We start from the raw sequence: 22,560 nt of genomic DNA, 5'->3' as shown, positions 1-22,560 counted from the left end.
CGGAAGAGGTTCTTCCGGCGGGACAAAGAATCCAGCTCAGAGATGCACCTTGCGATTGGCGGCGTCGTCGTGGGACGTCCCGTCCGTCGCCGCTCGCGCCCTTTCGAGGAGCACCAGCTGGAGGTAGTCGAACTTCCGGGTCTTCACGACACGGAAGTCCTTCTGGATCACGGTCGCGGTGGTCTTCGGCATTCCGCTGAACGGCTGTCCGTCGAGCGTCGTGGACACCAGCCAGAGCCGCTCGCTCTTGGCCAGACAGCTCGCCGGCTGCGGACACTCGGCCGCGTCGAACGAGCCCCGCTGCTGCGGAGTGCGGTACATCAGCGCGTCCCGTGGGCGGCCGGCGTCGTCGCGGAGTTCGTAGGCCATGGCCCGGCGTTCCGTCAGCACGCCGCTGAAGACGATGCCGTCGCCCTTGCGCTGCTGGGCCTCGATGATCTGCGCGGCACCGCGGAAGTCCGGCTCGCCCAGCGCGTTGTGCCGGGCCTCGCGGATACCCGGCAGCGACTGGAAGGCGAGTCCCGCGACCGCGGCGGCCACCAGCACCCAGCCGAACCCGTGCCGGGCCGCGGCGCCTGAGCCGGCCTTGGCCCCGGCCACCGGACCGGCCAGGCGTCCCACCGCGACGGCTGTGAGCAGCACCCATGCGGGCGCGGTGAACAGCAGATAGCGCGGCAGGAAGAGGTGCAGCTGGGCCGCGGTCAGATAGGTCGCCACCGGCGGCAGCACGATCCACACGGCCAGTGGCAGTGCCGTCCGGCCCGCGAAACACAGACCGATCAGGCCGAGCGACATCACGGGGACGGCCACCGCCCAGGAACCGAAGAGGTTCTTGGGGAAGTCCACCAGGTCCTGGAACCCCGGGTTGTTCCACGCGATCTGAGCGCTCTGCCCCGAGCCGGACACCGCCATCGGCATCACGAAGCAGATGCCGAGGATCAGCGCCGCGGTGTAGGCCCAGCCGACGATCTTGTCGCCGGCGCGCCGCTTCTGCACGACCATCACCAGGTGGGCGCCGAGCACCGCGAGCGAGGCCAGATGGCTCCAGCCGATCAGCGGCACCGACAGTGTGTAGGCGACCCACACCTTGAACGACGGCCGGTCCAGCGCCCGCGCGAGCAACAGCGTCGACAGGAGCACCGCGGCGACCGCGAAGGGGTACGGCCGGATCTCCTGCCCGTACCGTGTGGTCAGCGGCAGGACGGCCAGGGCCAGCCCGGCGAGGACACCCACCTGCGTCGTGAACAGCCGCCTGCCGAGCAGCGCGAGCAGACCGGCCGACGCCGCCATGGCCACCGCGCCCGGGACCCGCATCGCGGTCGGGGAGTCACCGGCCACCGCGAGCCAGCCGTGCATGAACACGTAGTACGGCGTGAACACCACGTCGACCGAGCGGATCAGCATGCTCAGGTCGTGGAACGACAGGCTGGCCGCCCACCACGTGGCGTGTTCGTCCCGCCACAGCTCGCGGTCGCCGAAGTGGCGCAGGATCAGGGCGAAGGCCAGCGCGGTGGGCAGCAGGAACGTGACGACGGCCGCGAGCCGCCCGCCCTTCGCGTCCTCGGGCGCCTCCTCGCCGGGCTCGACCGCGGCGGCCTGCGGAGCCTCGGGCTCGGTGACGGCCGCCGACGTGGGAGCAGTCCCCGTGCCGGCATACCGGTCGGCGTCCGCGTACCGCGCCGGCCCGGGGACGGACCCGGATTCCGCGTAGGTCCCGGGGCCCGCGTGGGCGCCCTGCTCCGGAACCGTGTAGACGTCCTGACCGGCTTGCGCCCACTGTCCGGCATAGGCGTCCTGACCCGGATACGGATCGTGGCCCCCGGGACCCTCGGCATACCCGCCGTCGTACCGGGCGGAGGCGTCGAAACTCATCTCTTCACCCAAATCCGGTACGCGCCGTCGCCCTTGCTGGTGGTGAATCGCGTGACGGCGGCCAGGCGGTAGTGAGCGTTGCCGCGCAGCGCGTCCGTCACGGCCGTGTCGACGTCGGGCGTGACCGTCCCGCGCAACACGATGACGTCGAACTTCGCGTCCTTGACGGCGGCACCGTAGGCCTCGGGGCCCGAGTACCTTTTGCCCTTCTTGTCCATGTAGTCCATGCCGAACGTGCCCTGCCACTGCGCGTACCCGGTGACGTCCCGCAGGTAGTAGGCGGGGACCTCGTGCTCCTCGGCCAGATAGGTGCCCTTGCGGTCGACCATGGGACGCAGGACGGCCGTCATCTCGCGGGAGTCCGGGAAGCTGTAGTTCTGCTGCGCCTGCACCATGCCGAACACGAGCGTCAGGACGTACAGCATGATCCCGAGCTGCGGGTGCCGGAAGTGCGGGCCGACGAGGCGTGAGATGCCCAGGCCCGCCATCGGTCCGGCGAAGAGCAGGCCGAAGCCCACGTGCTTGAAGAGCGAGACCTCGGTCTGCAGGTGGATCTGGTAGGCCGGGGCGAGCAGCGCGGTACCGCAGAGCAGGACACCGAGTGCGATACGGCGGAACCGGCCGGGGCCCACCTGTTCGAGCCAGGGCATCTCACCCATGTGCGGACGGATCGCGTAGGCGAGGGAGCCGCCCACCGCCGTGAGGAACATCAGCCCGCCCCACTCGGCGCTGTGCTGCAGGAGCTGCGCCGCGGTGTCGGCCCCCTTGGCACGGTTGGTGGTGGTCTGGCTGATGCCGCCGAGCGATCCGGCGAAGAGATACCCGGCCCCCAGCAAGGCACCCATCGCCCCGCCGAGCAGCACTCCTCGCGCCGGCGCGCGCAGCCCGCGGTGCCGGTAGGCGGTCAGTACCGCCAGGACCACCAGGGTGGGCAGGTACAGGCCCGCCGCGTACTTGATGGCGAAGGCGAGGATCGCCGGAGGCGCCGCGAGCACCACCGCCACGATCGGCGCACGGCCGGTGCGCACCACGATCCACGCGGACAGCGCCAGGAAGAAGACCGCCGCCGCGTCGAAGGTGGCGAAGTTGCCGAGGAACACGGTGGACTGGACGACCGAGAAGAGGGCCGCCGCGCCGATCGCCGCCCGGGCATCGAACATCCGGCGGGTCATCGCGTACAGCAGGCTCGTCGCGCCGAGCATGAACATCAGGCTGACGATGCGCACCCCGGCGAGCCCGGCCACGCTGTCGACCATCGCGGCGAGCACCGGGTACAGCTTCGGATAGCCGGAGAAGTAGCCCTCGAAGTCGCCCGGCACGGGGGTGCCGTGCAGGATGTTGCCGATCTCGTAGTGGCCCGCGAGGACGTACAGCGCCTCGTCCTCGAACGCGGTGCCGCTCAACCGCAGCGACAGCCCGGCCTGGATGAGCAGGACGCACAGCAGCACCAGCCGCCCGAGCAGCCGACTGCGCCCGGTGTCCACGGCCCAGGAGGACTCCTGGATCGGCGGCAGAACGTAGCCGGGCCTCTCGGGCTCCGGCTCGGGCACCACCGGCGCCGGGGTCGGGGCCGGCTCGGTCTCGGTGTACGTGGCGTACGGGTCGTAGGGCGCGAAGGTGTCGTAGGTCCGCTGGTCGGTGTAGGAGGAGGTGCGGCCGTCGAAGCGCCAGCTGCCGCTGTCGGTCACCTCGCGCTGCTGTGCCGCGGGGTACGCCTGGTGGGCGTACTGCTGCTCGTACGACCACGACGGGTCCTGGGACTGTTCGCCGGGCCACTGCCCCTGCTGACCCTGCCCCTGCTGACCCTGCCCGTACGACGGGTCGTGCGCGTCGTTCCGCAGACCGGGGTCGTCCGCCCAGACGGGCGTGTGCCGGTCGGTCATGGCTTGGTCACATCGAATCCGAAGCTCGGGTCCGCGGCCTGCTCCCGGAAGGCCTTCTGGGACAGCGGCCCGCTGTTGACGCGCCAGTCGGTCTCCTTGTCGAAGTTGAACCAGACCAGCCCGACGACGTCGTCGCGCTTCGCGGTCCCCTCGAAGAGGTCCTTGATGTCGGCGGGCTTGCGCTCGCCGGCCTGCGCCGCCGTCTCCGCGATGATGAATGGTTTCTTCGTGAAGGACCGGATCTGGCTCATCGTCGGCCCGTAGAGCGTCTTGTACGTCGACGGCCCGGTGGCCGCGTAGTAGCCGATGACGCCGATCCAGTCCGCGTAGTCGTCGCCCGGCCAGTACGCCTTGAGCTGCACCTTGGGCATCGGGTTGACGACGTTCGGGCTCCACACCCAGATGACCTGGGTGGCGCCCTCGTCGTCGAAGAGGTCGTGGATGTGCTTGTAGGCCGCGGTGAACTGCGCCGCCGTGGCCTTCTTGGTGCCCCAGGGGTACCAGAAGCCGTTCATCTCGTGCGCGAAGCTGATCGCCACCGGCAGGTTCAGCGCCTTGACGGACTTGGCGTAGGAGCGGATGTACTCGTCCTGCTTGCCGGAGGCGATGTCCTTGAGGGAGGCGTCGAAGGGCTCCCAGGCGATGAAGGCCAGGGCACCGTAGTCCCAGGTCTTCTGCACCAGCCCCGCCTCGTACTGGTCGCCCCAGGCCGAGTAGAACTCGATCAGGTTGGGCTTCTTGCCACCCCGCTTCGCGAAGTCCTCGACGGAGGTCATCTTGGCGGGGGCACCGTCGGCGGCCACACCCAGGTACTTCTTGGCGGGCTGCAACAGCGGCCGTACGTCGTACGGCGGTTCGGGCTTCGCGGACTCGGAGGCCTCGCCCGGGCTCTCGGTACCCGGCTGCTCGCCCTGGGCGCGGTCGTACTCGTCACGCCCCTTGCCGGAGAACGTCGTACAGCCCGCCAAGAGAGCGCTTGCGAGCAGCACGGCGGCGATCATCCGCACGGGCCGAAGCGCTCGTGCGGTGCGTGGGGGGAAAGTCATGCGGTCGCTTCCTGCACTGCGCGTGCGCGCGGCTGGACGAGGGCGCGACCGACGACGATCGCGTAGAAGAGGCCTGCGGACAGCATCAGGGCGAAGTCCGGCGGGTACTCGGTGAGCATCCGCCAGGCGGCGACGACCACCCACAGCACCGCGGTGCCGCCGGTCCACCCGACCATGCCGACCCACCAGCGGCGCATGCCGTTCTTCTTGGCGCCCTGCGATCCGGTCGGCTTCCAGCCCATGGGACGGCCACGCAACACGTCCCACACCGCGAAGACGTGCGACCAGCCGTACATCACCCGCACCGCCCACGCCTCCAGCCGGTACGGCGCGTGGTGCCAGAAGGGCAGCACCAGCGTCACGTACGCCACACTGGGCAGCACCCACATCGCCGCCTCGGCGCGCAGCAGATCGGGGCGCAGGATCATCAGCGACAGCGGGATGACCGGCATGAGGAAGGTCGCCAGGGCGGTCTGCAGGTAGTAGAGGAAACCCGAGATGTAGCACAGGCGGGTCTGGAACCTCAGGTCCAGCTCCCAGAAGCGCTTGCTGGTGAGCAGCTCCAGCGAGCCCATGCACCAGCGGTACTGCTGGTTGTGGAAGGCACCGGCGGTGTCCGGGCACACACCGGCCGACAGCGCGACGGGCACGTAGCGCAGCTTCCAGCCGAGCGCCCGCAGGTCGAAACCGGTGTACATGTCCTCGGAGTGCTCGATCAGCGTGATGCCGCCGATCTGGGCGAGGGCCGCGCGCCGGTACACCGCGCACGAGCCGACGCAGATCGATCCGTCCTTGTCCTCGCGGGAGGTCTGCACGGACCGGTAGAACTGCTCCTGCACCGCTCCCGCGCCGCGCTCGATCCAGTTCTGCCGGTCGGTGATCCGGAAGAACTGCGGCGACTGCACGATCCCGATCCGCTCGTCGGCGTCCATGTGCGGCAGCAGCTCGTCGAGCAGGTCGGCGCGCGGCGCGAAGTCGGCGTCGAGGATGAGGATGTGGTCGCCGTCGGTGATCCCGAAGGCGTGGTGGAGGTTGCCGGCCTTCTTGAACCAGCCGCGGTTGGGCCGCACCACGTAGTGGAAGCCGAAGTCCCGCGCCATGGCGCCGACCTCGGAGTCGTCGGCGTCGTCCAGCACGTACACCTTGACCACGCCCCGGTAGGTGCCCTTGAGCCGGTTCACGTTGACCCAGGTGTTGTGCAGCACCTCGAGCGGCTCACCGCACACCGGCAGGAACACGTCCACGCTCGGGTGGACGGCGGGCCGCCAGTCCCGTACCAGCTGCTTGTGCGCCTTGATGTCGAAGTCCTTGCTGAGCCCGTCCAGGTACAGCGAGATCAGGTAGTCCGCGACCACGAAGGCGAGCAGCGGCATCGTCAGCCAGAACCACGGGCTGGACGCCGTGAACAGGAACTGGCTCACCGCGAGACAGACGAAGCTGATCAGCGAGCCCAGCGTGAGGACCCACAGGTGACGGCGCGTGTACGAATACTTCTCGGCGTTGTCCGGCGGCTGCGGCAGGAGCCCATGGCTCTCCGGCTCGCGCCTGCGCCTCCGAGGGCGCTCAGGGCGCGCCTCAGCACTGACTGAACTACTCATGAAACCCCCCCAGGACCTCGAACGGCCCTGTGAACCCACCCTGAGCCCGGCTGCCCCATAAATCGAACTTTCAGCCGGACCGCGAAAGCATAACCGGGGTTTTCCCGGTATGACTCAACAACCTTGTTAAGTGCGGGTTTCATCACGGGTCACAGGGGTACCAATGGGGCCGCACAGCGGCAAAGCACGCCCCCCGCAGTACGCAAAAAGGTCAACTGATGGTAAGAACAACCACTCAGTCTTCACGTTTGCGTCGCGCCTGTGACGATTCCGGGCGCGAACAGTAGGGGGAGGTCCCGATTTGTCCGGGTTTTCCATGCCCGCGCGCGGTGGCCGCCACCGCAACCGGCGGCGCAGATGGGTTTTCGCCACAGCGGCCGTGGCCGCTGCGGCACTGATCGGCACGACGATCAGCCTGGTGGCGTCCTCGGCCCAGGCCGACCAGACCACCCAGGGCGTCGACAACTTGCGCACCAACTGGGACCAGAACGAGTCCGGGCTCTCCCCGGCGGCCGTCCAGTCGTCCTCCTTCGGGCAGCTCTTCGCCACCAAACTGGACGGGCAGATATACGCCCAGCCGCTGGTGCTGGGCGACCAGGTGATCGCGGTCACCGAGAGCAACACCGTCTACGGCCTCGACCGCACCACCGGTGCGATCGAGTGGAGCAAGAACTACGGATCGGCGTGGCCGGCCTCGGCGATCGGCTGCGGTGACCTGGTGCCCAACGTGGGCGCGACCGCGACCCCCGTCTACGACTCCGCCACCGACTCCCTCTACTTCACCACCAAGGTCGACGACGGCACCGCCACACACCGTCACCCGACCTGGCTGATGCACGCGGTGGACCCGGCCTCCGGAACCGAGCGCTCCGGGTGGCCGGTCACCATTGCCGGAAACCCCGTCAACGACCCGAGCGCCACCTTCGACGCCTACTACGAACAGCAGCGCCCCGGCCTGCTGCTGATGAACGGCGTCGTCTACGCGGGCTTCGGCGCCCACTGCGACGCATGGCCGTACCGCGGCTATGTGGTCGGGGTGAGCACCACCGGGCACAGCATCACCTCGATGTGGGCGGCGGTGACCGGTACCGGCACCGGCGGCTCCGGCATCTGGCAGTCGGGCGGCGGACTGGTCTCGGACGGGTCCGGCCGGATCTTCTTCAGCACCGGGAACGGCATCAGCCCGGCGCCCGGGCCGGGCAAGACCGTGCAGGGAACCCTGGCCGAGTCCGTCGTACGCCTCCAGGTCGGCGCGGACAACAGCCTCAGTACGGCCGACTTCTTCAGTCCGAGCGACGCCTCCACCCTGGACCTCAACGACCAGGACATCTCCTCGGGCGCCCCGATGGCGCTGCCGGACGGCTTCGGTACGAGCGAGCACCCCCACCTGCTGGTCGAGCAGGGCAAGGACGGGCGGGTGTTCCTGCTCGACCGCGACAACCTCGGCGGCATGGGCCAGGGGGCCCAGGGCGGCGACGCCGCGGTGAGCGTGTCCGGCCCCTACCAGGGCATGTGGGGGCACCCCGCGTTCTGGGGCGGCGACGGAGGCTATGTCTACATCGTCGGCAACCAGGGTCCGCTGCGCGCCCTCAAGTACGGCGTGCGCAACGGCGGTACGCCCGCGCTCACCCTCACCGGCCAGAGCCAGGACACCTTCGGCTACACCAGCGGCTCTCCCCTGGTCACGTCCGACGGCACGGACGAGTCCAGTGCCCTGGTGTGGATGACCTCCGCGAGCAACGCCTCCGGGGCCGACGGCACCCTGCGCGCCTACAGCCCCACTCCCGACGGCAACGGCCTGCTCCAGCTGCTGTGGTCCGCGCCGATCGGCACCGCGACGAAGTTCAGCACGCCGACCGCCCAGGGCGGCAAGGTCTACGTCGGCACCCGGGACGGTGTGCTCTACGGCTTCGGCAGCCCGGCCAGGACGGCGCTGACCGCGGCCTCGCTGGACTTCGGCCAGGTCGGCGTGGGCAGCAGCGGTTCGGCGGACATGAAGCTGACCGCCACGCAGGACGTCAGCATCACCGGGCTCAAGGCCTCCGGCGCGTTCTCGGTCGACCCGTCCGCCGTACCCGCCGCCGAGCAGGCCACGGCGCTGGCGGCGGATGCCACCCTGGACGTACCGATCAGCTTCGCCCCCACCACCACCGGGGGCATCAACGGCACACTGACCGCGAACCTGTCGGACGGCCAGAAGCTGGTCTTCGCCCTCCACGGCGTCGGCACCAGGCCCGGCCTAGGGGCGGCACCCGCCGCCCTGGACTTCGGGGAAGTGCCCACCGGCAGCACCTCGACGCTGAACCTCCAGGTCACCAACACCGGTACCGAACCGGAGACCATCGACTCGGTCGACTCGCCCGGCGGCGTCTTCTCCGCCTCGGGGCTGCCGAGCGCGGGGACGGTCGTACCGGCCGGTGGCTCGTTCGTGCTCTCGGTCACCTACACACCGACCGCCGACCAGGCCGACAGCGACGCGTTCGTGGTCAGCAGCAGCGGCGGCGGCGCCACGCACACGCTGAGCGTGCCGGTCAGCGCGACGGCCATCACGGGGCAGGGGCACCTGGAGTTCTCCACGAGCTCCCTGGACTTCGGCCAGGTCCCGATCGGCAGCTCCAAGTCGCTGTCGTTCACCATCACCAACACGGGCAACATCCCGGTGACGGTGACCAAGGCCAAGGCGCCGACGGGTGACTTCAACAGCCCGGTGCAGCTGTCGGAGGGCCTGATCATCGGTCCTGAACAGACCGCGGTGCAGAGCGTGACGTTCACTCCGCGCTCGGCTGCGGATCTGAGCGCCTTCTACGAGGTCACCGGCACCGGGACCGACGAGAGCGGCACCAGCCAGGGCGCCATGTACGTGCCGATCAAGGGCACCGGCACCGGCACCGTCACGACCACCTCGGCCGCCGACGGGAAGTGGCAGACCAACGGCTCGGCGGTGCCGGCCGACGGCGGCGGAGTCCAGCTGACCCCGGCCACCAGCAACCAGGCGGGCACGGCGGTGTACACCGAGCCGCTGCGCACTGAGGGCCTGCGGGCCACCTTCACCGCGAAGTTCGGCCCCGGCACCGGCGGGAAGGGCATGACGCTCACCCTGCTCGACCCGGACCAGAACTCCGCCTCGGCACTGGGCGGGACCGGTGACAGCCTCGGCATCGCGGGGCGGCCGGGCACGGTGATCGCGCTCGGCACCGGCTGGAACGACACACTCAAGGCGCAGAACTTCGTGGGCGTCGGCCGCAGTTCGGCCGGCTCGTCGGCGATCGACTACCAGTCGTCGGTCCCCCTCAGTACCTCCCTGCGCCAGGGCACGCACCAGGTCGACATCCAGGTGGCCACCGGCCATCTGTACGTCTGGATCGACGGGACGCAGGTGATGGACGCGACACCGACGCTGACGTCCACCGCGCTCCTCGCCTTCTCCGGTGCCACCGGCGACAGCTCCGACGTGCAGACGGTCAGCGGCCCGGTCGTCAGCGAGGCGGCGCCCCCGGCGACGGAGCCGAAGGCGGCGACCTCGCTCCATCTCACCGCCCCGAGCACGGGTGTGCCGGGTCGGAAGGTGACCGTCACCGGCACGTTGACCTCGTCCGCGGCGCTTCCCTCAGGTCAGGTCGCGCACATCACGCGGAACGGGACAGCACTGCCCGACGCGACGACGGCGGCGGACGGCTCCTTCACCTTCAGCGACACCCCGCCGGCAGAGGGCACCTACACCTACGCCGCGAGCTATGCGGGGGACGCGACACACGAGGCGACGAGCACGACAAGCCTCGTCCAGGTGTCCAAGCTGGCCACCACGGTCACGCTGACGACCCCGGCCACGGCCACCCGCACACACAAGCTGACCGTGTCCGGCACGCTCTCCGGCTCGCCCTTCGCCACCGGTGGGGTCGTCAAGGTGACGAAGACCGACCTCTCACACCCGTCCGGCGTCGCACTCGCCGACGCGAAGGTCGCCGCGAACGGCTCGTTCACGTTCTCGGACACCCCGCAGATCGGCGGCGCCAACACCTACAAGGTGACCTACGGCGGCGACACCTCGCACAAGCCGGCCAACCGCAGCGCGACCGTCCAGGTGTCCCGGGCGGCGACCTCGCTGACCATCACCACCGACCACGCGACGTACAACTACGGCCAGTCCGCGAAGATCACCGCGCACCTCGGCACGACCTACAACAAGCGCACGGTGGCGATCTACGCCAAGCCGTACGGCGGCACATCGGTCCTGGTGAAATCGGGCACGGTGGACTCCCACGGCAATCTGACGGGGTCCTACAAGCTCGCCCGCAACACCACCTTCAGCGCGGTGTTCGCCGGCGACTACCGGTACGCCCCGAAGACCGTCGCCCGAAGTGTGCACTCCTATGTGCGGATCTCGGAGACGCTGTCCGGCTACTACACGAGCACGCACTACGGCAGCACTCTCTACCGGGTGTACCACCACACCGCCAAGGAGCAACTGGACGTCACCGTCACACCCAACAAGGCCGGCCAGTGCATCCTCTTCCGTGTGCAGCGCTACTACAGCGGCGCCTGGCACACACAGACCACCACTCCCTGCGCGGCCCTGAGTTCCACCAGCACCGGCCGCCACAAGATGTCCCTGACCAACTCCGTGGGAAGCAAATTCCGCATCGCCGCGGAGTACGTCCACAGCAGCAGGGACACCACCAGCCTCAGCACCTGGGGCGCCTGGCAGTACTTCACCGTCAGGCAGTGAGCACGACCACGACCGGCTGACAAACAGCCCCGCCCTCGGCCAGCGGCCCAGGGCGGGGCTTCCGGTCCTCCGCCGGCAGCCGGTTCAGGACCCGCCCCCGGATGGCAGAGACCGGCGATTCCGCGCCTCCTTGCTCCGCGCGCCCAGCAACTCGTCCGCCGGGTACGCGACCTCTTCCAACGTCAGCCCGTGCGGCCGTACGACATGCACGGCGCTGTCCCGCACCCCCGCGTCCAGCACCTTCCGCGGCCACTCCGCGCCTCGGTGTCCGTCGCCGACGAACACCAACGCGCCGACCATGGACCGCACTTGGTTGTGACAGAAGGCATCGGCACGGACCTCGATCTCGACGACACCATCGCCCCGCCGCCGCACCCCGAAGTCGAGAATCTCCCGGATCGTCGTCGCCCCCTCACGCTTCTTGGCGTAGGCGGCGAAGTCATGCTCCCCCACAAGGGACTTGGCGGCGGCATCCATCACGTCGACGTCCAACTCCCAGTCGTGCCACAGCACATGATTCCGCAGCAGCGGGTCCACTCCCCCGGGCCGGTCGCCGACCCGATAGACGTAGCGCCGCCAGAGCGCCGCGAACCGCGCGTTGAACCCCTCGGGAGCCTCCGCGACGCGCCACACCCGCACATCCTTCGGCAACCGCCCGGCAAGCCGCTTCAGCAACTTCTCCTGGTGCTCGGCCCAGATGGACACGGGCAGATCGACATGCGCCACCTGCCCCCGCGCATGCACCCCGGCATCGGTCCGCCCGGCAACGGTCAACTCGTACATCGCCTCCCCCGACCGAGTCACCGTCCGCAACGCGTCCTCGATCTCCCCCTGCACGGTCCGCCGCCCCCCGGCCTGCTTGGCCCACCCGGAGAACGCGGTCCCGTCGTAGGAGAGATCGAGACGGACACGAACAAACCCGGCCTCTACTTCGTCACTCACACCGAGATCCTCTCAGGAACACAAAAGCGGGCCCGTCCCTGGAAAGGAACGGACCCGCCAACACGCCCGTCTTTAGGGGCGCGGGGAACTGCGCGACCAGCCACGACGGCGGGTCAGCCAAAAACGGTGTTACGCGTCCTTGGACTCTTCGTCGGCCTCAACCTCAGCCGGCTTCGCGTCCTCAACGACCTCAACCGGAGCCTCGACAACAGCCTCGGCGTCCTTCGCGGCACGCTTGGTCGCGGCCTCGGCCTCACCCGTAGCAGCCTGCGCAACGGTGAGCGCCTCAACGAGCTCGATGACAGCCATGGGCGCGTTGTCGCCACGACGGTTACCGATCTTGGTGATACGGGTGTAGCCACCGGGACGGTTCTCGTAGCGCGGGCCGATCTCGGTGAAGAGCGTGTGGACGACGCTCTTGTCCGTGATCACCTGAAGCACCTGACGGCGGTTGTGAAGGTCGCCCTTCTTGCCCTTGGTGATCAGACGCTCGGCGTACGGCCGCAGCTTGCGGGCCTTCGCCTCGGTGGTGGTGATACGGCCGTGCTCGAAGAGCGACTTCGCGAGGTTCGCGAGAAGCAGCTTCTCGTGCGCGGCACTGCCGCCCAGACGGGCACCCTTGGAGGGCTTCGGCATTTCTTTCTCCTTGGTATCTGCCCCGGCCGTATCAGGTACCGGGGTCAGGACCCGGCGAGCGGATGCTCACCGGCAACAACCGATCAGTACTGCTCGGTCTCCACGAAACCCGCGTCCACGTCGTCGTCGGCGCCAAAGGCGTCGGCGGCAGCGGTCGGGTCGAATCCGGGCGGGCTGTCCTTCAGGGCCAGGCCCATGCCGGCCAGCTTCGCCTTGACCTCGTCGATGGACTTCGCACCGAAGTTGCGGATGTCCAGGAGGTCGGCCTCGGAACGAGCCACGAGCTCACCCACGGAGTGGATGCCCTCGCGCTTGAGGCAGTTGTAGGAGCGGACCGTGAGCTCCAGCTCCTCGATCGGCAACGCCAGGTCGGCGGCAAGGGCGGCGTCCGTCGGGGACGGGCCCATGTCGATGCCCTCGGCGTCGATGTTCAGCTCGCGAGCGAGACCGAACAGCTCGACCAGGGTCTTACCGGCCGACGCCATGGCGTCACGCGGCCGCATGGCCTGCTTCGTCTCGACGTCGACGATCAGCTTGTCGAAGTCGGTCCGCTGCTCGACACGCGTGGCCTCGACCTTGTACGTGACCTTCAGCACCGGCGAGTAGATCGAGTCGACCGGGATACGCCCGATCTCCTGACCCACCTGCTTGTTCTGAACAGCCGAGACATAACCACGGCCACGCTCGACCGTGAGCTCCATCTCCAGCTTGCCCTTGCCGTTCAGCGTGGCGAGGACGAGGTCGGGGTTGTGCACCTCGACACCGGCCGGGGGCGCGATGTCGGCGGCGGTGACCAGACCCGGACCCTGCTTGCGCAGGTACATCACGACGGGCTCGTCGTGCTCCGAGGAGACGACCAGCTGCTTGATGTTGAGGATCAGGTCGGTGACGTCCTCCTTGACGCCCGGCACGGTGGTGAACTCGTGCAGAACGCCGTCGATCCGGATGCTGGTGACAGCAGCGCCGGGGATCGAGGAGAGGAGCGTACGACGGAGGGAGTTGCCGAGGGTGTAGCCGAAGCCCGGCTCCAGCGGCTCGATCACGAACCGGGAGCGGAATTCGTCAACGACCTCTTCGGTCAGAGACGGGCGCTGAGCAATCAGCATGCTGCGATTCCTTCAGTCATGGACACCCACTATTTGATGTCCTGCTGTTACTGCAAGGGTACGGGCGATACGTCTCCGAAGAGTCGTATCGCCCGAAGCCCGGAACTACCGGCCGTGCGTCAGACGCGGCGGCGCTTCGGCGGACGGCAGCCGTTGTGCGGGGTGGGGGTGACGTCCTGGATGGAGCCGACCTCGAGGCCAGTGGCCTGGAGGGAGCGGATCGCGGTCTCGCGACCGGAGCCCGGGCCCTTCACGAAGACGTCAACCTTGCGCATGCCGTGCTCCTGCGCGCGACGGGCGGCCGACTCGGCGGCCATCTGCGCGGCGAAGGGGGTGGACTTGCGCGAGCCCTTGAAGCCGACGTGGCCGGCGGAGGCCCAGGAGATCACGTTGCCCGAGGGGTCCGTGATCGAGACGATGGTGTTGTTGAACGTGCTCTTGATGTGCGCGTGGCCGTGAGCGACGTTCTTCTTTTCCTTGCGGCGCACCTTCTTGGCAGCGCCCTGACGACCCTTGGGGGGCATCTATTACTCCTACGGGGAGGTGGTCGGTCCTACAGCGAAGACCGCTGGTGAAGCGTTGTCCGCTGCGGACTACTTCTTGCCCGGCTTCTTCTTGCCGGCGATGGCGCGACGCGGACCCTTGCGGGTACGAGCGTTCGTGCTGGTGCGCTGACCGCGTACGGGCAGACCACGACGGTGACGGAGACCCTGGTAGCAACCGATCTCCACCTTGCGGCGGATGTCGGCCTGGATCTCGCGACGGAGGTCACCCTCGGTCTTGATGTTGGCGTCGACGTACTCACGAATCGCGACGAGCTGCTCTTCCGAGAGGTCGCGAACGCGGGTGTTGGGGTCGATGCCGGTCTCGGCCAGCGTCAGCTGGGAAAGGGTCCGACCAATGCCGAACACGTAGGTGAGGGCGACCTCCACGCGCTTTTCGCGCGGGATGTCGACACCGGAAACGCGTGCCATTCAATGGCTCCAGTTGATCTTCGGAGGTCTTCCGCAGAACCGGATCCCAGCCGCCGGCCTCTTCTGTCGAAGATTTGGTACGGCGTGGGTCCCCAGCCTCCGAGCCGGGGGTGTCGGACGCCTACTACGCCCGGGTCCTGCGTATGAACATGTATTGCTCGCGTCGCGCGAATCTCTGCGAATCGATGCAGAGGGAAGGTCCTGCGTCAGCCCTGGCGCTGCTTGTGGCGCGGGTTCTCGCAAATGACCATGACCCGACCGTGACGGCGGATCACCCTGCACTTGTCGCAGATCTTCTTGACGCTCGGCTTGACCTTCATTGGTGAGGTTCTCCGGGTCAGTTGCCTTCGGCGCCGCTTGCGCGGAACCTGGGCAAGATCTACTTGTAGCGGTAGACGATCCGGCCACGCGTGAGGTCGTACGGAGACAACTCCACCACGACCCGGTCGTCAGGGAGGATACGGATGTAGTGCATACGCATCTTGCCGCTGATGTGTGCCAGGACCTGGTGGCCGTTCTGGAGCTCGACCTTGAACATGGCGTTCGGAAGAGACTCGACGACAGTGCCCTCGATCTCGATGGCACCTTGCTTCTTGGCCACGCTTCGCCCTTCGAATCGACTACCTTGATCGACTCGGTGCGTTCCCCTTGCGGGGTGCATGCGGACATGCGGGTGCACGAGAGCCGACGAGTCAGTCTACGTCAGGGCCCTCGGAAAGACGAATCGAGGAAGGATGCCCCATCTGCATGATCGTTAAGCAAGGGGATCCGGCGCAGCCGTGATCCCGTGCTCCGCGAGCTTCGCCTTGCCGCCGTCAGGAGCCGTCAGCACAAGGGGCCCCTCCTCGGTCAAAGCGATCGAGTGCTCCCAGTGCGAAGACCACGTCCCGTCGGTCGTGATGACCGTCCAGTCGTCGGAGAGCACCTCGGTCTTCGGGGTCCCAAGAGACACCATCGGCTCGATGGCCAGGCAGAAACCAGGGACCAGCTTCGGCCCCTTCCCCCGCCGCTTCTCCACGTAGTTCAGCAGATGCGGATCCATGTGCATCTCGGTACCGATGCCGTGACCGCCGTAGTCCTCGATGATCCCGTACTTGCCACCGCCCGGCTTCGGCTGGCGGCGGATGTACGTCTCGATGGCACGGGAGATGTCGACGAGGCGGTTGCCCACCTTCATCGCCGCGATGCCGGCCCACATCGACTCCTCGGTCACCCGGGAGAGTTCGATGAGTTCCGGGGCGTGGCCGGAGCCGACGAACGCGGTGTACGCCGCGTCGCCGTGCCAGCCGTCGATGATCGCGCCGCAGTCGATGGAGATGATGTCGCCGTCCTTGAGGACGACCTCGTCGGAGGGGATGCCGTGGACGACGACCTCGTTCACCGAGGTGCAGATCGTCGCGGGGAAACCGCCGTAGCCGAGGAAGTTCGGCTTCGCGTTGTGGTCCGCGAGGACCTTGCGGGCGACCTCGTCCAGATCCTTCGTGCTGGCGCCGGGCACGGCTGCCTCACGGGTCGCCGCGTGGATGGCGGCGACGACCAGTCCCGCCTCGCGCATCTTGGCGATCTGCTCGGGGGTCTTGATCTGCACCATGGGGGCCTGCGCTCTCCGTCTTCCGCGTGACACAAGGAATGGCTGACATAGGAAATGGCTGTACACAACAGTACGGCCGCGGCACCCCTGCGGGCACCGCGGCCGGATCTGCCTGACGACTACTTGCTGTCGCCCTCGTCCTCGCGCTTCAGCGCGTCCAGCGCCCGCTGCGTGATCTCCTCCACGGGACCGAGCGACGAGATCGTGACCACCAGGCCCTGGAGCTTGTAGTAGTCGATGATCGGCTCGGTCTGCGTGTGGTAGACCTCCAGGCGGGTGCGGACCGTGTCCTCGGAGTCGTCGTCCCGCTGGTACAGCTCGCCGCCGCAGGTGTCACAGACACCGTCCTGCTTCGGCGGGCTGTACGTCACGTGGAAGACGTGGCTGGAGTCCTTCCGGCAGATGCGGCGGCCGGCGATGCGCTTGACCACCTCTTCCTCGGAGACCTCCAGGTCCAGCACCGCGTCCAGCTTGATGCCCTCGGTCTTCAGCAGCTCGTCCAGCGCCTCGGCCTGCGACACATTGCGCGGAAACCCGTCCAGGAGAAAGCCGTTGACAGCGTCCGGCTGCTCCATGCGGTCCTTGGCCATCGCGATGGTGACCTCGTCCGGGACCAGGTTGCCCGCGTCCATGTAGGACTTCGCCAGTTTGCCGAGTTCCGTGGCCTGACTGATGTTGGCACGGAAGAGATCGCCGGTGGAGATGTGCGGGATGTGCAGCGTCTTGGCCAGTCGCACAGCCTGCGTTCCCTTACCGGCACCCGGCGGCCCGACGAGGACGATTCGCATCAGCGGAGGAACCCTTCGTAATTGCGCTGCTGGAGCTGGCTCTCGATCTGCTTCACCGTCTCCAGACCGACACCCACGATGATCAGGATGCTGGTGCCACCGAACGGGAAGTTCTGGCTTGCCCCGAAGCCAACCAACGCCATCGTCGGGACGAGAGCGATCAGACCCAGATACAGCGAACCCGGCCAGGTGATCCGGTTGAGTACGTAACTCAGGTACTCAGCGGTCGGTCGGCCAGCCCGGATGCCCGGGATGAAGCCACCATACTTCTTCATGTTGTCCGCGACTTCCTCGGGGTTGAACGAGATCGCCACGTAGAAGAACGCGAAGAAAACGATCAGGAGGAAGTACGAAGCGATGTAGATCGGGTGGTCACCCTTGGTCAGGTTCTGTGTCACCCAGGTCTTCCAGGCGGCGTCGCCGCTGGAGAACTGCGCGACCAGAGCCGGGATGTAGAGCAGCGACGACGCGAAGATGACGGGAATCACACCCGCCTGATTGACCTTCAGCGGGATGTAGGTCGACGTACCGCCGTAGGAACGGCGGCCGATCATGCGCTTCGCGTACTGCACGGGAATGCGGCGCTGGGCCTGTTCGACGAAGACCACCAGGCCGACCATGACCAGGCCGACGAGGATGACGGTGCCGAACTCGATCCAGCCGCCGGCCAGCGTGCCCTGCTTCTTGATGGTCCACAGCGCGGACGGGAAGGTGGCCGCGATCGAGATGAACATCAGGATCGACATGCCGTTGCCGATGCCGCGGTCGGTGATGAGCTCGCCGAGCCACATCACGACGCCGGTGCCGGCGGTCATGGTGACGACCATGGTGATCGTCGTGAAGATGGCACGGTCGGGGACGATGCTCGTCGCGACCGTGCAGCCGGAGAAGAGGGCGCCGCTGCGGGCGGTGGCCACCAGGCCGGTGCCCTGCAGGATGGCGAGCGCCACGGTCAGATAGCGCGTGTACTGCGTGATCTTCGCCGTACCGGCCTGGCCCTCCTTCTTGAGGGCTTCCAGACGCGGGATCACCACGGTCAGCAGCTGCAGAATGATGCTTGCCGTGATGTACGGCATGATGCCGAGCGCAAAGACCGTGATCTGCAGCAGCGCACCGCCGGAGAACATGTTGACGAGACCGAAGAGGCCCTGGTTGCCGGAGGCCTCGGTCACACACTGCTGTACGGCCGTGTAGTTGACGCCGGGGATCGGAACGTGGGTACCGACCCGGTAGACCACGATGATGCCGAGCGTGAAGAGCAGCTTCTTGCGCAGGTCGGGCGTCCTGAACGCCCGGGCGAACGCGGTGAGCACGGTGCCTCCTGCGACCCCCGCGCGCGTGCGTCAAGGGTGACGGTCTTGAGGTTCGACGGATAAAACTGAACAGTGCAGGCCACCTTACCGGCGACTCTGCCCCCGTGGAACGACCAACCGGGGATACCCCGTTATGGGGTATCCCCGGTCGGGATCGCTTATGTCATCGGGCTCAGACGAGCTCGGTGACGGTACCGCCCGCGGCGGTGATCTTCTCCTTGGCGGAACCGGAGACGGCGTCCACCGTCACCTGCAGCGCCACGGAGATCTCGCCCTGGCCGAGGACCTTGACGAGGCTGTTCTTGCGCACCGCACCGTTGGCGACGAGACCCTCTACGGTGACCTCGCCACCTTCCGGGTACAGGGACGCCAGCTTGTCGAGGTTCACGACCTGGTACTCGGTCTTGAACGGGTTGCGGAAGCCCTTGAGCTTCGGAAGACGCATGTGGAGGGGCATCTGGCCACCCTCGAAGCGCTCCGGAACCTGGTAACGGGCCTTCGTACCCTTGGTTCCACGACCGGCCGTCTTACCCTTCGACGCCTCACCACGACCCACACGGGTCTTGGCGGTCTTGGCGCCCGGGGCGGGACGGAGGTTGTGGATCTTGAGCGGGTTGTTCTCCGCCATGATCAGTCGACCTCCTCAACCGTCACGAGGTGGCGGACGGTGTGCACCATTCCGCGGAACTCGGGGCGGTCCTCCTTGACGACCACGGTGTTGATCCCCTTGAGACCAAGCGACCGCAGCGTGTCACGGTGGTTCTGCTTGCTGCCGATGTACGACTTCGTCTGCGTGACCTTGAGGCGAGCCATTACGCACCCGCCCCGGCACGTGCACGAAGGAGAGCCGCGGGGGCGACGTCCTCGAGGGGCAGACCGCGGCGGGCCGCGATCTCCTCGGGACGCTGCAGGCCCTTGAGGGCCGCCACGGTCGCGTGCACGATGTTGATCGCGTTGGACGAGCCGAGCGACTTCGACAGGATGTCGTGAACGCCGGCGCACTCCAGGACAGCTCGCACCGGGCCACCGGCGATAACGCCGGTACCGGGGGAAGCAGGCTTGAGCAGGACGACGCCCGCGGCCTTCTCGCCCGTGATCGGGTGCGGGATGGTGCCCTGGATACGGGGGACCTTGAAGAAGTGCTTCTTGGCCTCTTCAACACCCTTGGCGATCGCGGCCGGCACCTCCTTGGCCTTGCCGTAACCGACACCGACGGTGCCGTCACCATCGCCCACCACGACGAGCGCGGTGAAGCTGAAGCGACGACCACCCTTGACAACCTTGGCGACGCGGTTGATCGCGACTACGCGCTCAACGTACGCGGTCTTCTCGGCGGCAGCAGCGCCGCCGTCACGGCCCTTCCGGTCCCGCCGCTCGCCGCCACCGGCACCGCTTCCACGGCGCTGGGGTCCAGCCATTGGATTACCTCTCTCTTTCCGCTAGCTACGGAAGCGACTAGAACTTCAGTCCGGCTTCGCGGGCGGCGTCCGCCAGGGCGGCGATGCGCCCCGCGTACTGATTGCCACCGCGGTCGAATACGACAGCCTCGACACCGGCGGCCTTGGCGCGCTCGGCGACCAGGGCGCCGACCGACTTGGCCTGCGCGGACTTGTCGCTCTCGCCGCCGCGGATCGAGGTGTCCAGGGTCGACGCCGACGCCAGGGTGTGACCCTTGATGTCGTCGATGACCTGGGCCACGATGTGGCGGTTGGAGCGGGTCACGACCAGGCGCGGACGCTCAGCCGTACCGGAAATGTGCTTCCGGATGCGGATGTGACGACGCTTGATGGCAGCACGCTTGTAAGCGTCGCCCTTAGCGATCTTCGTACCGTATGCCATGGCTTACTTACCCGCCTTTCCGACCTTGCGCCGGATGACTTCGCCCTCGTACTTGACGCCCTTGGCCTTGTACGGGTCGGGCTTGCGCAGCTTGCGGATGTTGGCCGCAACCTCGCCGACCTTCTGCTTGTCGATGCCCTCGACCGAGAAGTGCGTCGGGTTCTCGACCTTGAACGAGATGCCCTCGGGCGCCTCGACGGTGATCGAGTGGCTGTAGCCGAGCGCGAACTCGAGGTTCGATCCCTTGGCCGCAACGCGGTAACCGACACCGCTGATCTCGAGCTTCTTCACGTAACCCTCGGTCACGCCGGTGATCATGTTCGCCACCAGCGTGCGGGACAGGCCGTGCAGGGCCTTGTTCTGACGCTCGTCGTTGGGGCGGGTGACGTTGAGAACGCCGTCCTCACCCTTGGCGATGTCGATCGGCGATGCAACGGTGTGGGTCAGCGAGCCCTTGGGGCCCTTGACCGAGACCGTACGGCCGTCGATGGTGACGTCCACGCCGGCGGGAACCGTGATGGGGAGCTTGCCAATACGCGACATAGCTTCTTCCGATTCCTTTCCGCTACCAGACGTAGGCGAGAACTTCTCCGCCTACGCCCTTCTTGCCGGCCTGCTTGTCGGTGAGGAGACCGTGCGACGTGGAGATGATCGCCACGCCGAGGCCACCGAGCACCTTGGGCAGGGAGGTGGACTTCGCGTAAACCCGGAGACCGGGCTTGGAGATCCGCTTGATGCCCGCGATGGAGCGCTCACGGTTCGGGCCGAACTTCAGCTCGAGAACGAGGTTCTTGCCGACCTCGGCGTCCTCGACCTTCCAGCCCGTGATGAAGCCCTCCTGCTGGAGGATCTCCGCGATGTGCGACTTGATCTTCGATGCCGGCATCGTCACTGAGTCGTGGTATGCCGAGTTCGCGTTCCGCAGACGCGTAAGCATGTCTGCGATCGGATCAGTCATGGTCATGAATTGGCCTTCGGCCTCTCTCGCCGGGGTTTCCAGGTGCCCATCCCTCTCCTCGATCCGAGACGAGGCGGGTGCGGTGCGGTGGACCTACGGCGTAGTAAGTCGTTTGGGCGTCAGGCGCCCAACCCTCCTAGCCTAAGCCATGGAGAGGTGGGCACCTGACCGGACCCTTTACTTACCGAGAGCTTCGGAACCCCTGATTACAGGGATTACCAGGAGCTCTTGGTCACGCCCGGCAGCTCGCCACGGTGAGCCATCTCACGAAGGCACACGCGGCAGAGGCCGAACTTGCGGTACACGGAGTGCGGGCGGCCGCAGCGCTGGCAGCGGGTGTAGCCGCGCACACCGAACTTGGGCTTACGAGCAGCCTTGGCAATCAGAGCCTTCTTCGCCATCTCGCTTACGCCTCCTTGAAGGGGAAGCCGAGGTGACGGAGAAGGGCACGGCCTTCGGCGTCGTTGGTCGCCGTGGTCACCACGGTGATGTCCATACCCCGGACGCGGTCGATCTTGTCCTGGTCGATCTCGTGGAACATGACCTGCTCGGTGAGACCGAAGGTGTAGTTGCCACGACCGTCGAACTGCTTGGGAGACAGACCACGGAAGTCGCGGATGCGCGGAAGCGCGAGCGACAGGGTGCGGTCCAGGAACTCCCACATGCGGTCGCCACGGAGCGTGACGTGGGCACCGATCGGCTGACCCTCGCGCAGCTTGAACTGCGCGATGGACTTGCGGGCCTTGGTGATGGCCGGCTTCTGACCGGTGATCGTGGTCAGGTCACGGACGGCACCGTCCATGAGCTTGGAGTCACGGGCGGCGTCGCCGACACCCATGTTCACCACGATCTTGACGAGGCCGGGGATCTGCATGACGTTCTCGTAGGAGAACTCCTCACGCAGCTTGCCCGCGATCTCCTCGCGGTACTTCGTCTTGAGACGCGGAGTGGTGGTGGTAGTCATCAGATGTCCTCACCCGTCCGCTTGGCAACGCGAACCTTGTTGCCCTCGTCGTCGAAGCGGTAGCCGACACGCGTGACGACCTTGTTGCCGTCCTTCTCAACGACCAGCTGGACGTTGGAGACGTGGATCGGCGCCTCGGTCGTGACGATGCCACCGGCCTGCGAGCCCTTGGCGGTGGGGCCGGCCTTGGTGTGCTTCTTGACCCGGTTGACACCCTCGACCAGGACGCGCTCGTCGCGCGGGTAAGCGGCAATGACCTTGCCCTGCTTGCCCTTGTCCTTGCCGGTGATGACCTGAACCGTGTCACCCTTCTTGATCTTCATG

At 67.3% G+C, this 22,560-nt stretch carries 24 protein-coding genes; 1 reads left to right on the top strand and 23 read right to left on the bottom strand.

The window, feature by feature from the left end:
* Nucleotides 1-36: 36 nt before the first annotated feature.
* From OO70_RS27530 to OO70_RS27515, 4 genes are read right to left on the bottom strand one after another with little or no spacing between them, the layout of a single operon-like run.
* Nucleotides 37-1,872 carry a glycosyltransferase family 39 protein gene (locus OO70_RS27530; protein ID WP_043676853.1) on the bottom strand — a complete coding sequence of 612 codons (1,836 nt, stop codon included), beginning with the start codon at nt 1,870-1,872 and terminating at the stop codon, nt 37-39.
* Nucleotides 1,869-3,755, bottom strand: coding sequence for an ArnT family glycosyltransferase (locus OO70_RS27525; protein ID WP_078651573.1), 1,887 nt, complete (start codon nt 3,753-3,755; stop codon nt 1,869-1,871). The genes OO70_RS27530 and OO70_RS27525 overlap by 4 nt, the downstream gene beginning before the upstream one ends.
* Entirely contained in the window at nt 3,752-4,801 is a 1,050-nt protein-coding gene (locus OO70_RS27520) for a glycoside hydrolase family 26 protein (RefSeq protein ID WP_043676850.1), read from the bottom strand. The genes OO70_RS27525 and OO70_RS27520 overlap by 4 nt, the downstream gene beginning before the upstream one ends.
* Complete coding sequence (locus tag OO70_RS27515) at nt 4,798-6,399, bottom strand: glycosyltransferase family 2 protein (RefSeq protein WP_051741657.1); 1,602 nt, start codon at nt 6,397-6,399, stop codon at nt 4,798-4,800. The genes OO70_RS27520 and OO70_RS27515 overlap by 4 nt, the downstream gene beginning before the upstream one ends.
* A 379-nt stretch (nt 6,400-6,778) precedes the next feature.
* Here OO70_RS27515 and OO70_RS27510 point away from each other — a divergent pair, with 379 nt between their 5' ends.
* Nucleotides 6,779-11,125: an Ig-like domain-containing protein gene (locus tag OO70_RS27510; protein ID WP_234336932.1), complete on the top strand. Its 4,347-nt coding sequence runs from the start codon at nt 6,779-6,781 to the stop codon at nt 11,123-11,125.
* An 84-nt stretch (nt 11,126-11,209) separates the two neighbouring features.
* Here OO70_RS27510 and truA read toward each other — a convergent pair whose 3' ends face one another.
* From truA to rplX, 19 genes are all read right to left on the bottom strand, one after another.
* Entirely contained in the window at nt 11,210-12,067 is an 858-nt protein-coding gene (truA, locus tag OO70_RS27505) for a tRNA pseudouridine(38-40) synthase TruA (protein WP_043676844.1), read from the bottom strand.
* Nucleotides 12,068-12,196: 129 nt separating this feature from the next.
* Nucleotides 12,197-12,703: a 50S ribosomal protein L17 gene (gene rplQ, locus OO70_RS27500; RefSeq protein ID WP_043676842.1), complete on the bottom strand. Its 507-nt coding sequence runs from the start codon at nt 12,701-12,703 to the stop codon at nt 12,197-12,199.
* 83 nt (nt 12,704-12,786) lie between these two features.
* Nucleotides 12,787-13,809, bottom strand: a complete 1,023-nt coding sequence (locus tag OO70_RS27495) for a DNA-directed RNA polymerase subunit alpha (protein WP_019055532.1) — start codon at nt 13,807-13,809, stop codon at nt 12,787-12,789.
* A 119-nt stretch (nt 13,810-13,928) separates the two neighbouring features.
* Nucleotides 13,929-14,333 carry a 30S ribosomal protein S11 gene (gene rpsK / locus OO70_RS27490; RefSeq protein WP_003956432.1) on the bottom strand — a complete coding sequence of 135 codons (405 nt, stop codon included), beginning with the start codon at nt 14,331-14,333 and terminating at the stop codon, nt 13,929-13,931.
* 69 nt (nt 14,334-14,402) lie between these two features.
* Complete coding sequence (gene rpsM / locus OO70_RS27485; protein WP_019055531.1) at nt 14,403-14,783, bottom strand: 30S ribosomal protein S13; 381 nt, start codon at nt 14,781-14,783, stop codon at nt 14,403-14,405.
* A gap of 206 nt (nt 14,784-14,989) precedes the next feature.
* Nucleotides 14,990-15,103: a 50S ribosomal protein L36 gene (gene rpmJ / locus OO70_RS27480; protein ID WP_003998809.1), complete on the bottom strand. Its 114-nt coding sequence runs from the start codon at nt 15,101-15,103 to the stop codon at nt 14,990-14,992.
* 59 nt (nt 15,104-15,162) lie between these two features.
* A complete protein-coding gene (gene infA / locus OO70_RS27475; protein WP_003948620.1) occupies nt 15,163-15,384 on the bottom strand; it encodes a translation initiation factor IF-1 in 222 nt (73 codons plus the stop codon).
* 153 nt (nt 15,385-15,537) lie between these two features.
* Nucleotides 15,538-16,374, bottom strand: a complete 837-nt coding sequence (gene map / locus OO70_RS27470; RefSeq protein WP_043676839.1) for a type I methionyl aminopeptidase — start codon at nt 16,372-16,374, stop codon at nt 15,538-15,540.
* 119 nt (nt 16,375-16,493) lie between these two features.
* Nucleotides 16,494-17,162 carry an adenylate kinase gene (locus tag OO70_RS27465; RefSeq protein WP_043676837.1) on the bottom strand — a complete coding sequence of 223 codons (669 nt, stop codon included), beginning with the start codon at nt 17,160-17,162 and terminating at the stop codon, nt 16,494-16,496.
* Entirely contained in the window at nt 17,162-18,475 is a 1,314-nt protein-coding gene (gene secY / locus OO70_RS27460) for a preprotein translocase subunit SecY (RefSeq protein ID WP_043676835.1), read from the bottom strand. Before secY ends, OO70_RS27465 begins: the two co-directional genes overlap by 1 nt.
* 172 nt (nt 18,476-18,647) lie before the next feature.
* Entirely contained in the window at nt 18,648-19,103 is a 456-nt protein-coding gene (gene rplO, locus OO70_RS27455) for a 50S ribosomal protein L15 (protein WP_043676833.1), read from the bottom strand.
* 2 nt (nt 19,104-19,105) lie between these two features.
* Nucleotides 19,106-19,288: a 50S ribosomal protein L30 gene (gene rpmD / locus OO70_RS27450; RefSeq protein WP_006376032.1), complete on the bottom strand. Its 183-nt coding sequence runs from the start codon at nt 19,286-19,288 to the stop codon at nt 19,106-19,108.
* On the bottom strand, nt 19,288-19,893 hold the full coding sequence (rpsE, locus tag OO70_RS27445) for a 30S ribosomal protein S5 (RefSeq protein ID WP_006376045.1): 606 nt from the start codon (nt 19,891-19,893) through the stop codon (nt 19,288-19,290). The genes rpmD and rpsE overlap by 1 nt, the downstream gene beginning before the upstream one ends.
* Before the next feature lie 37 nt (nt 19,894-19,930).
* The gene (gene rplR / locus OO70_RS27440) at nt 19,931-20,314 is read right to left on the bottom strand and encodes a 50S ribosomal protein L18 (protein WP_019055526.1); all 384 of its coding nucleotides are present in this window, start codon (nt 20,312-20,314) and stop codon (nt 19,931-19,933) included.
* Nucleotides 20,315-20,317: 3 nt separating this feature from the next.
* Nucleotides 20,318-20,857, bottom strand: a complete 540-nt coding sequence (gene rplF / locus OO70_RS27435) for a 50S ribosomal protein L6 (protein ID WP_043676830.1) — start codon at nt 20,855-20,857, stop codon at nt 20,318-20,320.
* 22 nt (nt 20,858-20,879) lie between these two features.
* On the bottom strand, nt 20,880-21,278 hold the full coding sequence (gene rpsH, locus OO70_RS27430) for a 30S ribosomal protein S8 (protein WP_013001411.1): 399 nt from the start codon (nt 21,276-21,278) through the stop codon (nt 20,880-20,882).
* 209 nt (nt 21,279-21,487) lie between these two features.
* On the bottom strand, nt 21,488-21,673 hold the full coding sequence (locus OO70_RS27425; protein WP_003948630.1) for a type Z 30S ribosomal protein S14: 186 nt from the start codon (nt 21,671-21,673) through the stop codon (nt 21,488-21,490).
* Between the two features lie 5 nt (nt 21,674-21,678).
* Nucleotides 21,679-22,236: a 50S ribosomal protein L5 gene (gene rplE / locus OO70_RS27420; RefSeq protein WP_019072280.1), complete on the bottom strand. Its 558-nt coding sequence runs from the start codon at nt 22,234-22,236 to the stop codon at nt 21,679-21,681.
* Complete coding sequence (gene rplX, locus OO70_RS27415; RefSeq protein WP_019072281.1) at nt 22,236-22,559, bottom strand: 50S ribosomal protein L24; 324 nt, start codon at nt 22,557-22,559, stop codon at nt 22,236-22,238. The genes rplE and rplX overlap by 1 nt, the downstream gene beginning before the upstream one ends.
* Nucleotide 22,560: the final 1 nt, after the last annotated feature.

The sequence above is a fragment of the Streptomyces xylophagus genome (assembly GCF_000716435.1).
Lineage (GTDB): Bacteria > Actinomycetota > Actinomycetes > Streptomycetales > Streptomycetaceae > Streptomyces > Streptomyces xylophagus.
The sequence above is the reverse complement of the archived record's forward strand: the minus strand, read 5'-3'. Positions and strand labels throughout refer to the sequence as shown.

Excerpts from the sequence above, each read along its gene's own strand:
- OO70_RS27530 (WP_043676853.1), bottom strand. The coding sequence starts at position 1,872 with ATGAGTTTCGACGCCTCCGCCCGGTACGACGGCGGGTATGCCGAGGGT.
- OO70_RS27525 (WP_078651573.1), bottom strand. The coding sequence starts at position 3,755 with ATGACCGACCGGCACACGCCCGTCTGGGCGGACGACCCCGGTCTGCGG.
- OO70_RS27520 (WP_043676850.1), bottom strand. The coding sequence starts at position 4,801 with ATGACTTTCCCCCCACGCACCGCACGAGCGCTTCGGCCCGTGCGGATG.
- OO70_RS27515 (WP_051741657.1), bottom strand. The coding sequence starts at position 6,399 with ATGAGTAGTTCAGTCAGTGCTGAGGCGCGCCCTGAGCGCCCTCGGAGG.
- rplQ (WP_043676842.1), bottom strand. The coding sequence starts at position 12,703 with ATGCCGAAGCCCTCCAAGGGTGCCCGTCTGGGCGGCAGTGCCGCGCAC.
- OO70_RS27495 (WP_019055532.1), bottom strand. The coding sequence starts at position 13,809 with ATGCTGATTGCTCAGCGCCCGTCTCTGACCGAAGAGGTCGTTGACGAA.
- rpsK (WP_003956432.1), bottom strand. The coding sequence starts at position 14,333 with ATGCCCCCCAAGGGTCGTCAGGGCGCTGCCAAGAAGGTGCGCCGCAAG.
- rpsM (WP_019055531.1), bottom strand. The coding sequence starts at position 14,783 with ATGGCACGCGTTTCCGGTGTCGACATCCCGCGCGAAAAGCGCGTGGAG.
- rpmJ (WP_003998809.1), bottom strand. The coding sequence starts at position 15,103 with ATGAAGGTCAAGCCGAGCGTCAAGAAGATCTGCGACAAGTGCAGGGTG.
- map (WP_043676839.1), bottom strand. The coding sequence starts at position 16,374 with ATGGTGCAGATCAAGACCCCCGAGCAGATCGCCAAGATGCGCGAGGCG.
- OO70_RS27465 (WP_043676837.1), bottom strand. The coding sequence starts at position 17,162 with ATGCGAATCGTCCTCGTCGGGCCGCCGGGTGCCGGTAAGGGAACGCAG.
- rplO (WP_043676833.1), bottom strand. The coding sequence starts at position 19,103 with ATGGCGGAGAACAACCCGCTCAAGATCCACAACCTCCGTCCCGCCCCG.
- rpmD (WP_006376032.1), bottom strand. The coding sequence starts at position 19,288 with ATGGCTCGCCTCAAGGTCACGCAGACGAAGTCGTACATCGGCAGCAAG.
- rpsE (WP_006376045.1), bottom strand. The coding sequence starts at position 19,893 with ATGGCTGGACCCCAGCGCCGTGGAAGCGGTGCCGGTGGCGGCGAGCGG.
- rplR (WP_019055526.1), bottom strand. The coding sequence starts at position 20,314 with ATGGCATACGGTACGAAGATCGCTAAGGGCGACGCTTACAAGCGTGCT.
- rplF (WP_043676830.1), bottom strand. The coding sequence starts at position 20,857 with ATGTCGCGTATTGGCAAGCTCCCCATCACGGTTCCCGCCGGCGTGGAC.
- rpsH (WP_013001411.1), bottom strand. The coding sequence starts at position 21,278 with ATGACCATGACTGATCCGATCGCAGACATGCTTACGCGTCTGCGGAAC.
- OO70_RS27425 (WP_003948630.1), bottom strand. The coding sequence starts at position 21,673 with ATGGCGAAGAAGGCTCTGATTGCCAAGGCTGCTCGTAAGCCCAAGTTC.
- rplE (WP_019072280.1), bottom strand. The coding sequence starts at position 22,236 with ATGACTACCACCACCACTCCGCGTCTCAAGACGAAGTACCGCGAGGAG.
- rplX (WP_019072281.1), bottom strand. The coding sequence starts at position 22,559 with ATGAAGATCAAGAAGGGTGACACGGTTCAGGTCATCACCGGCAAGGAC.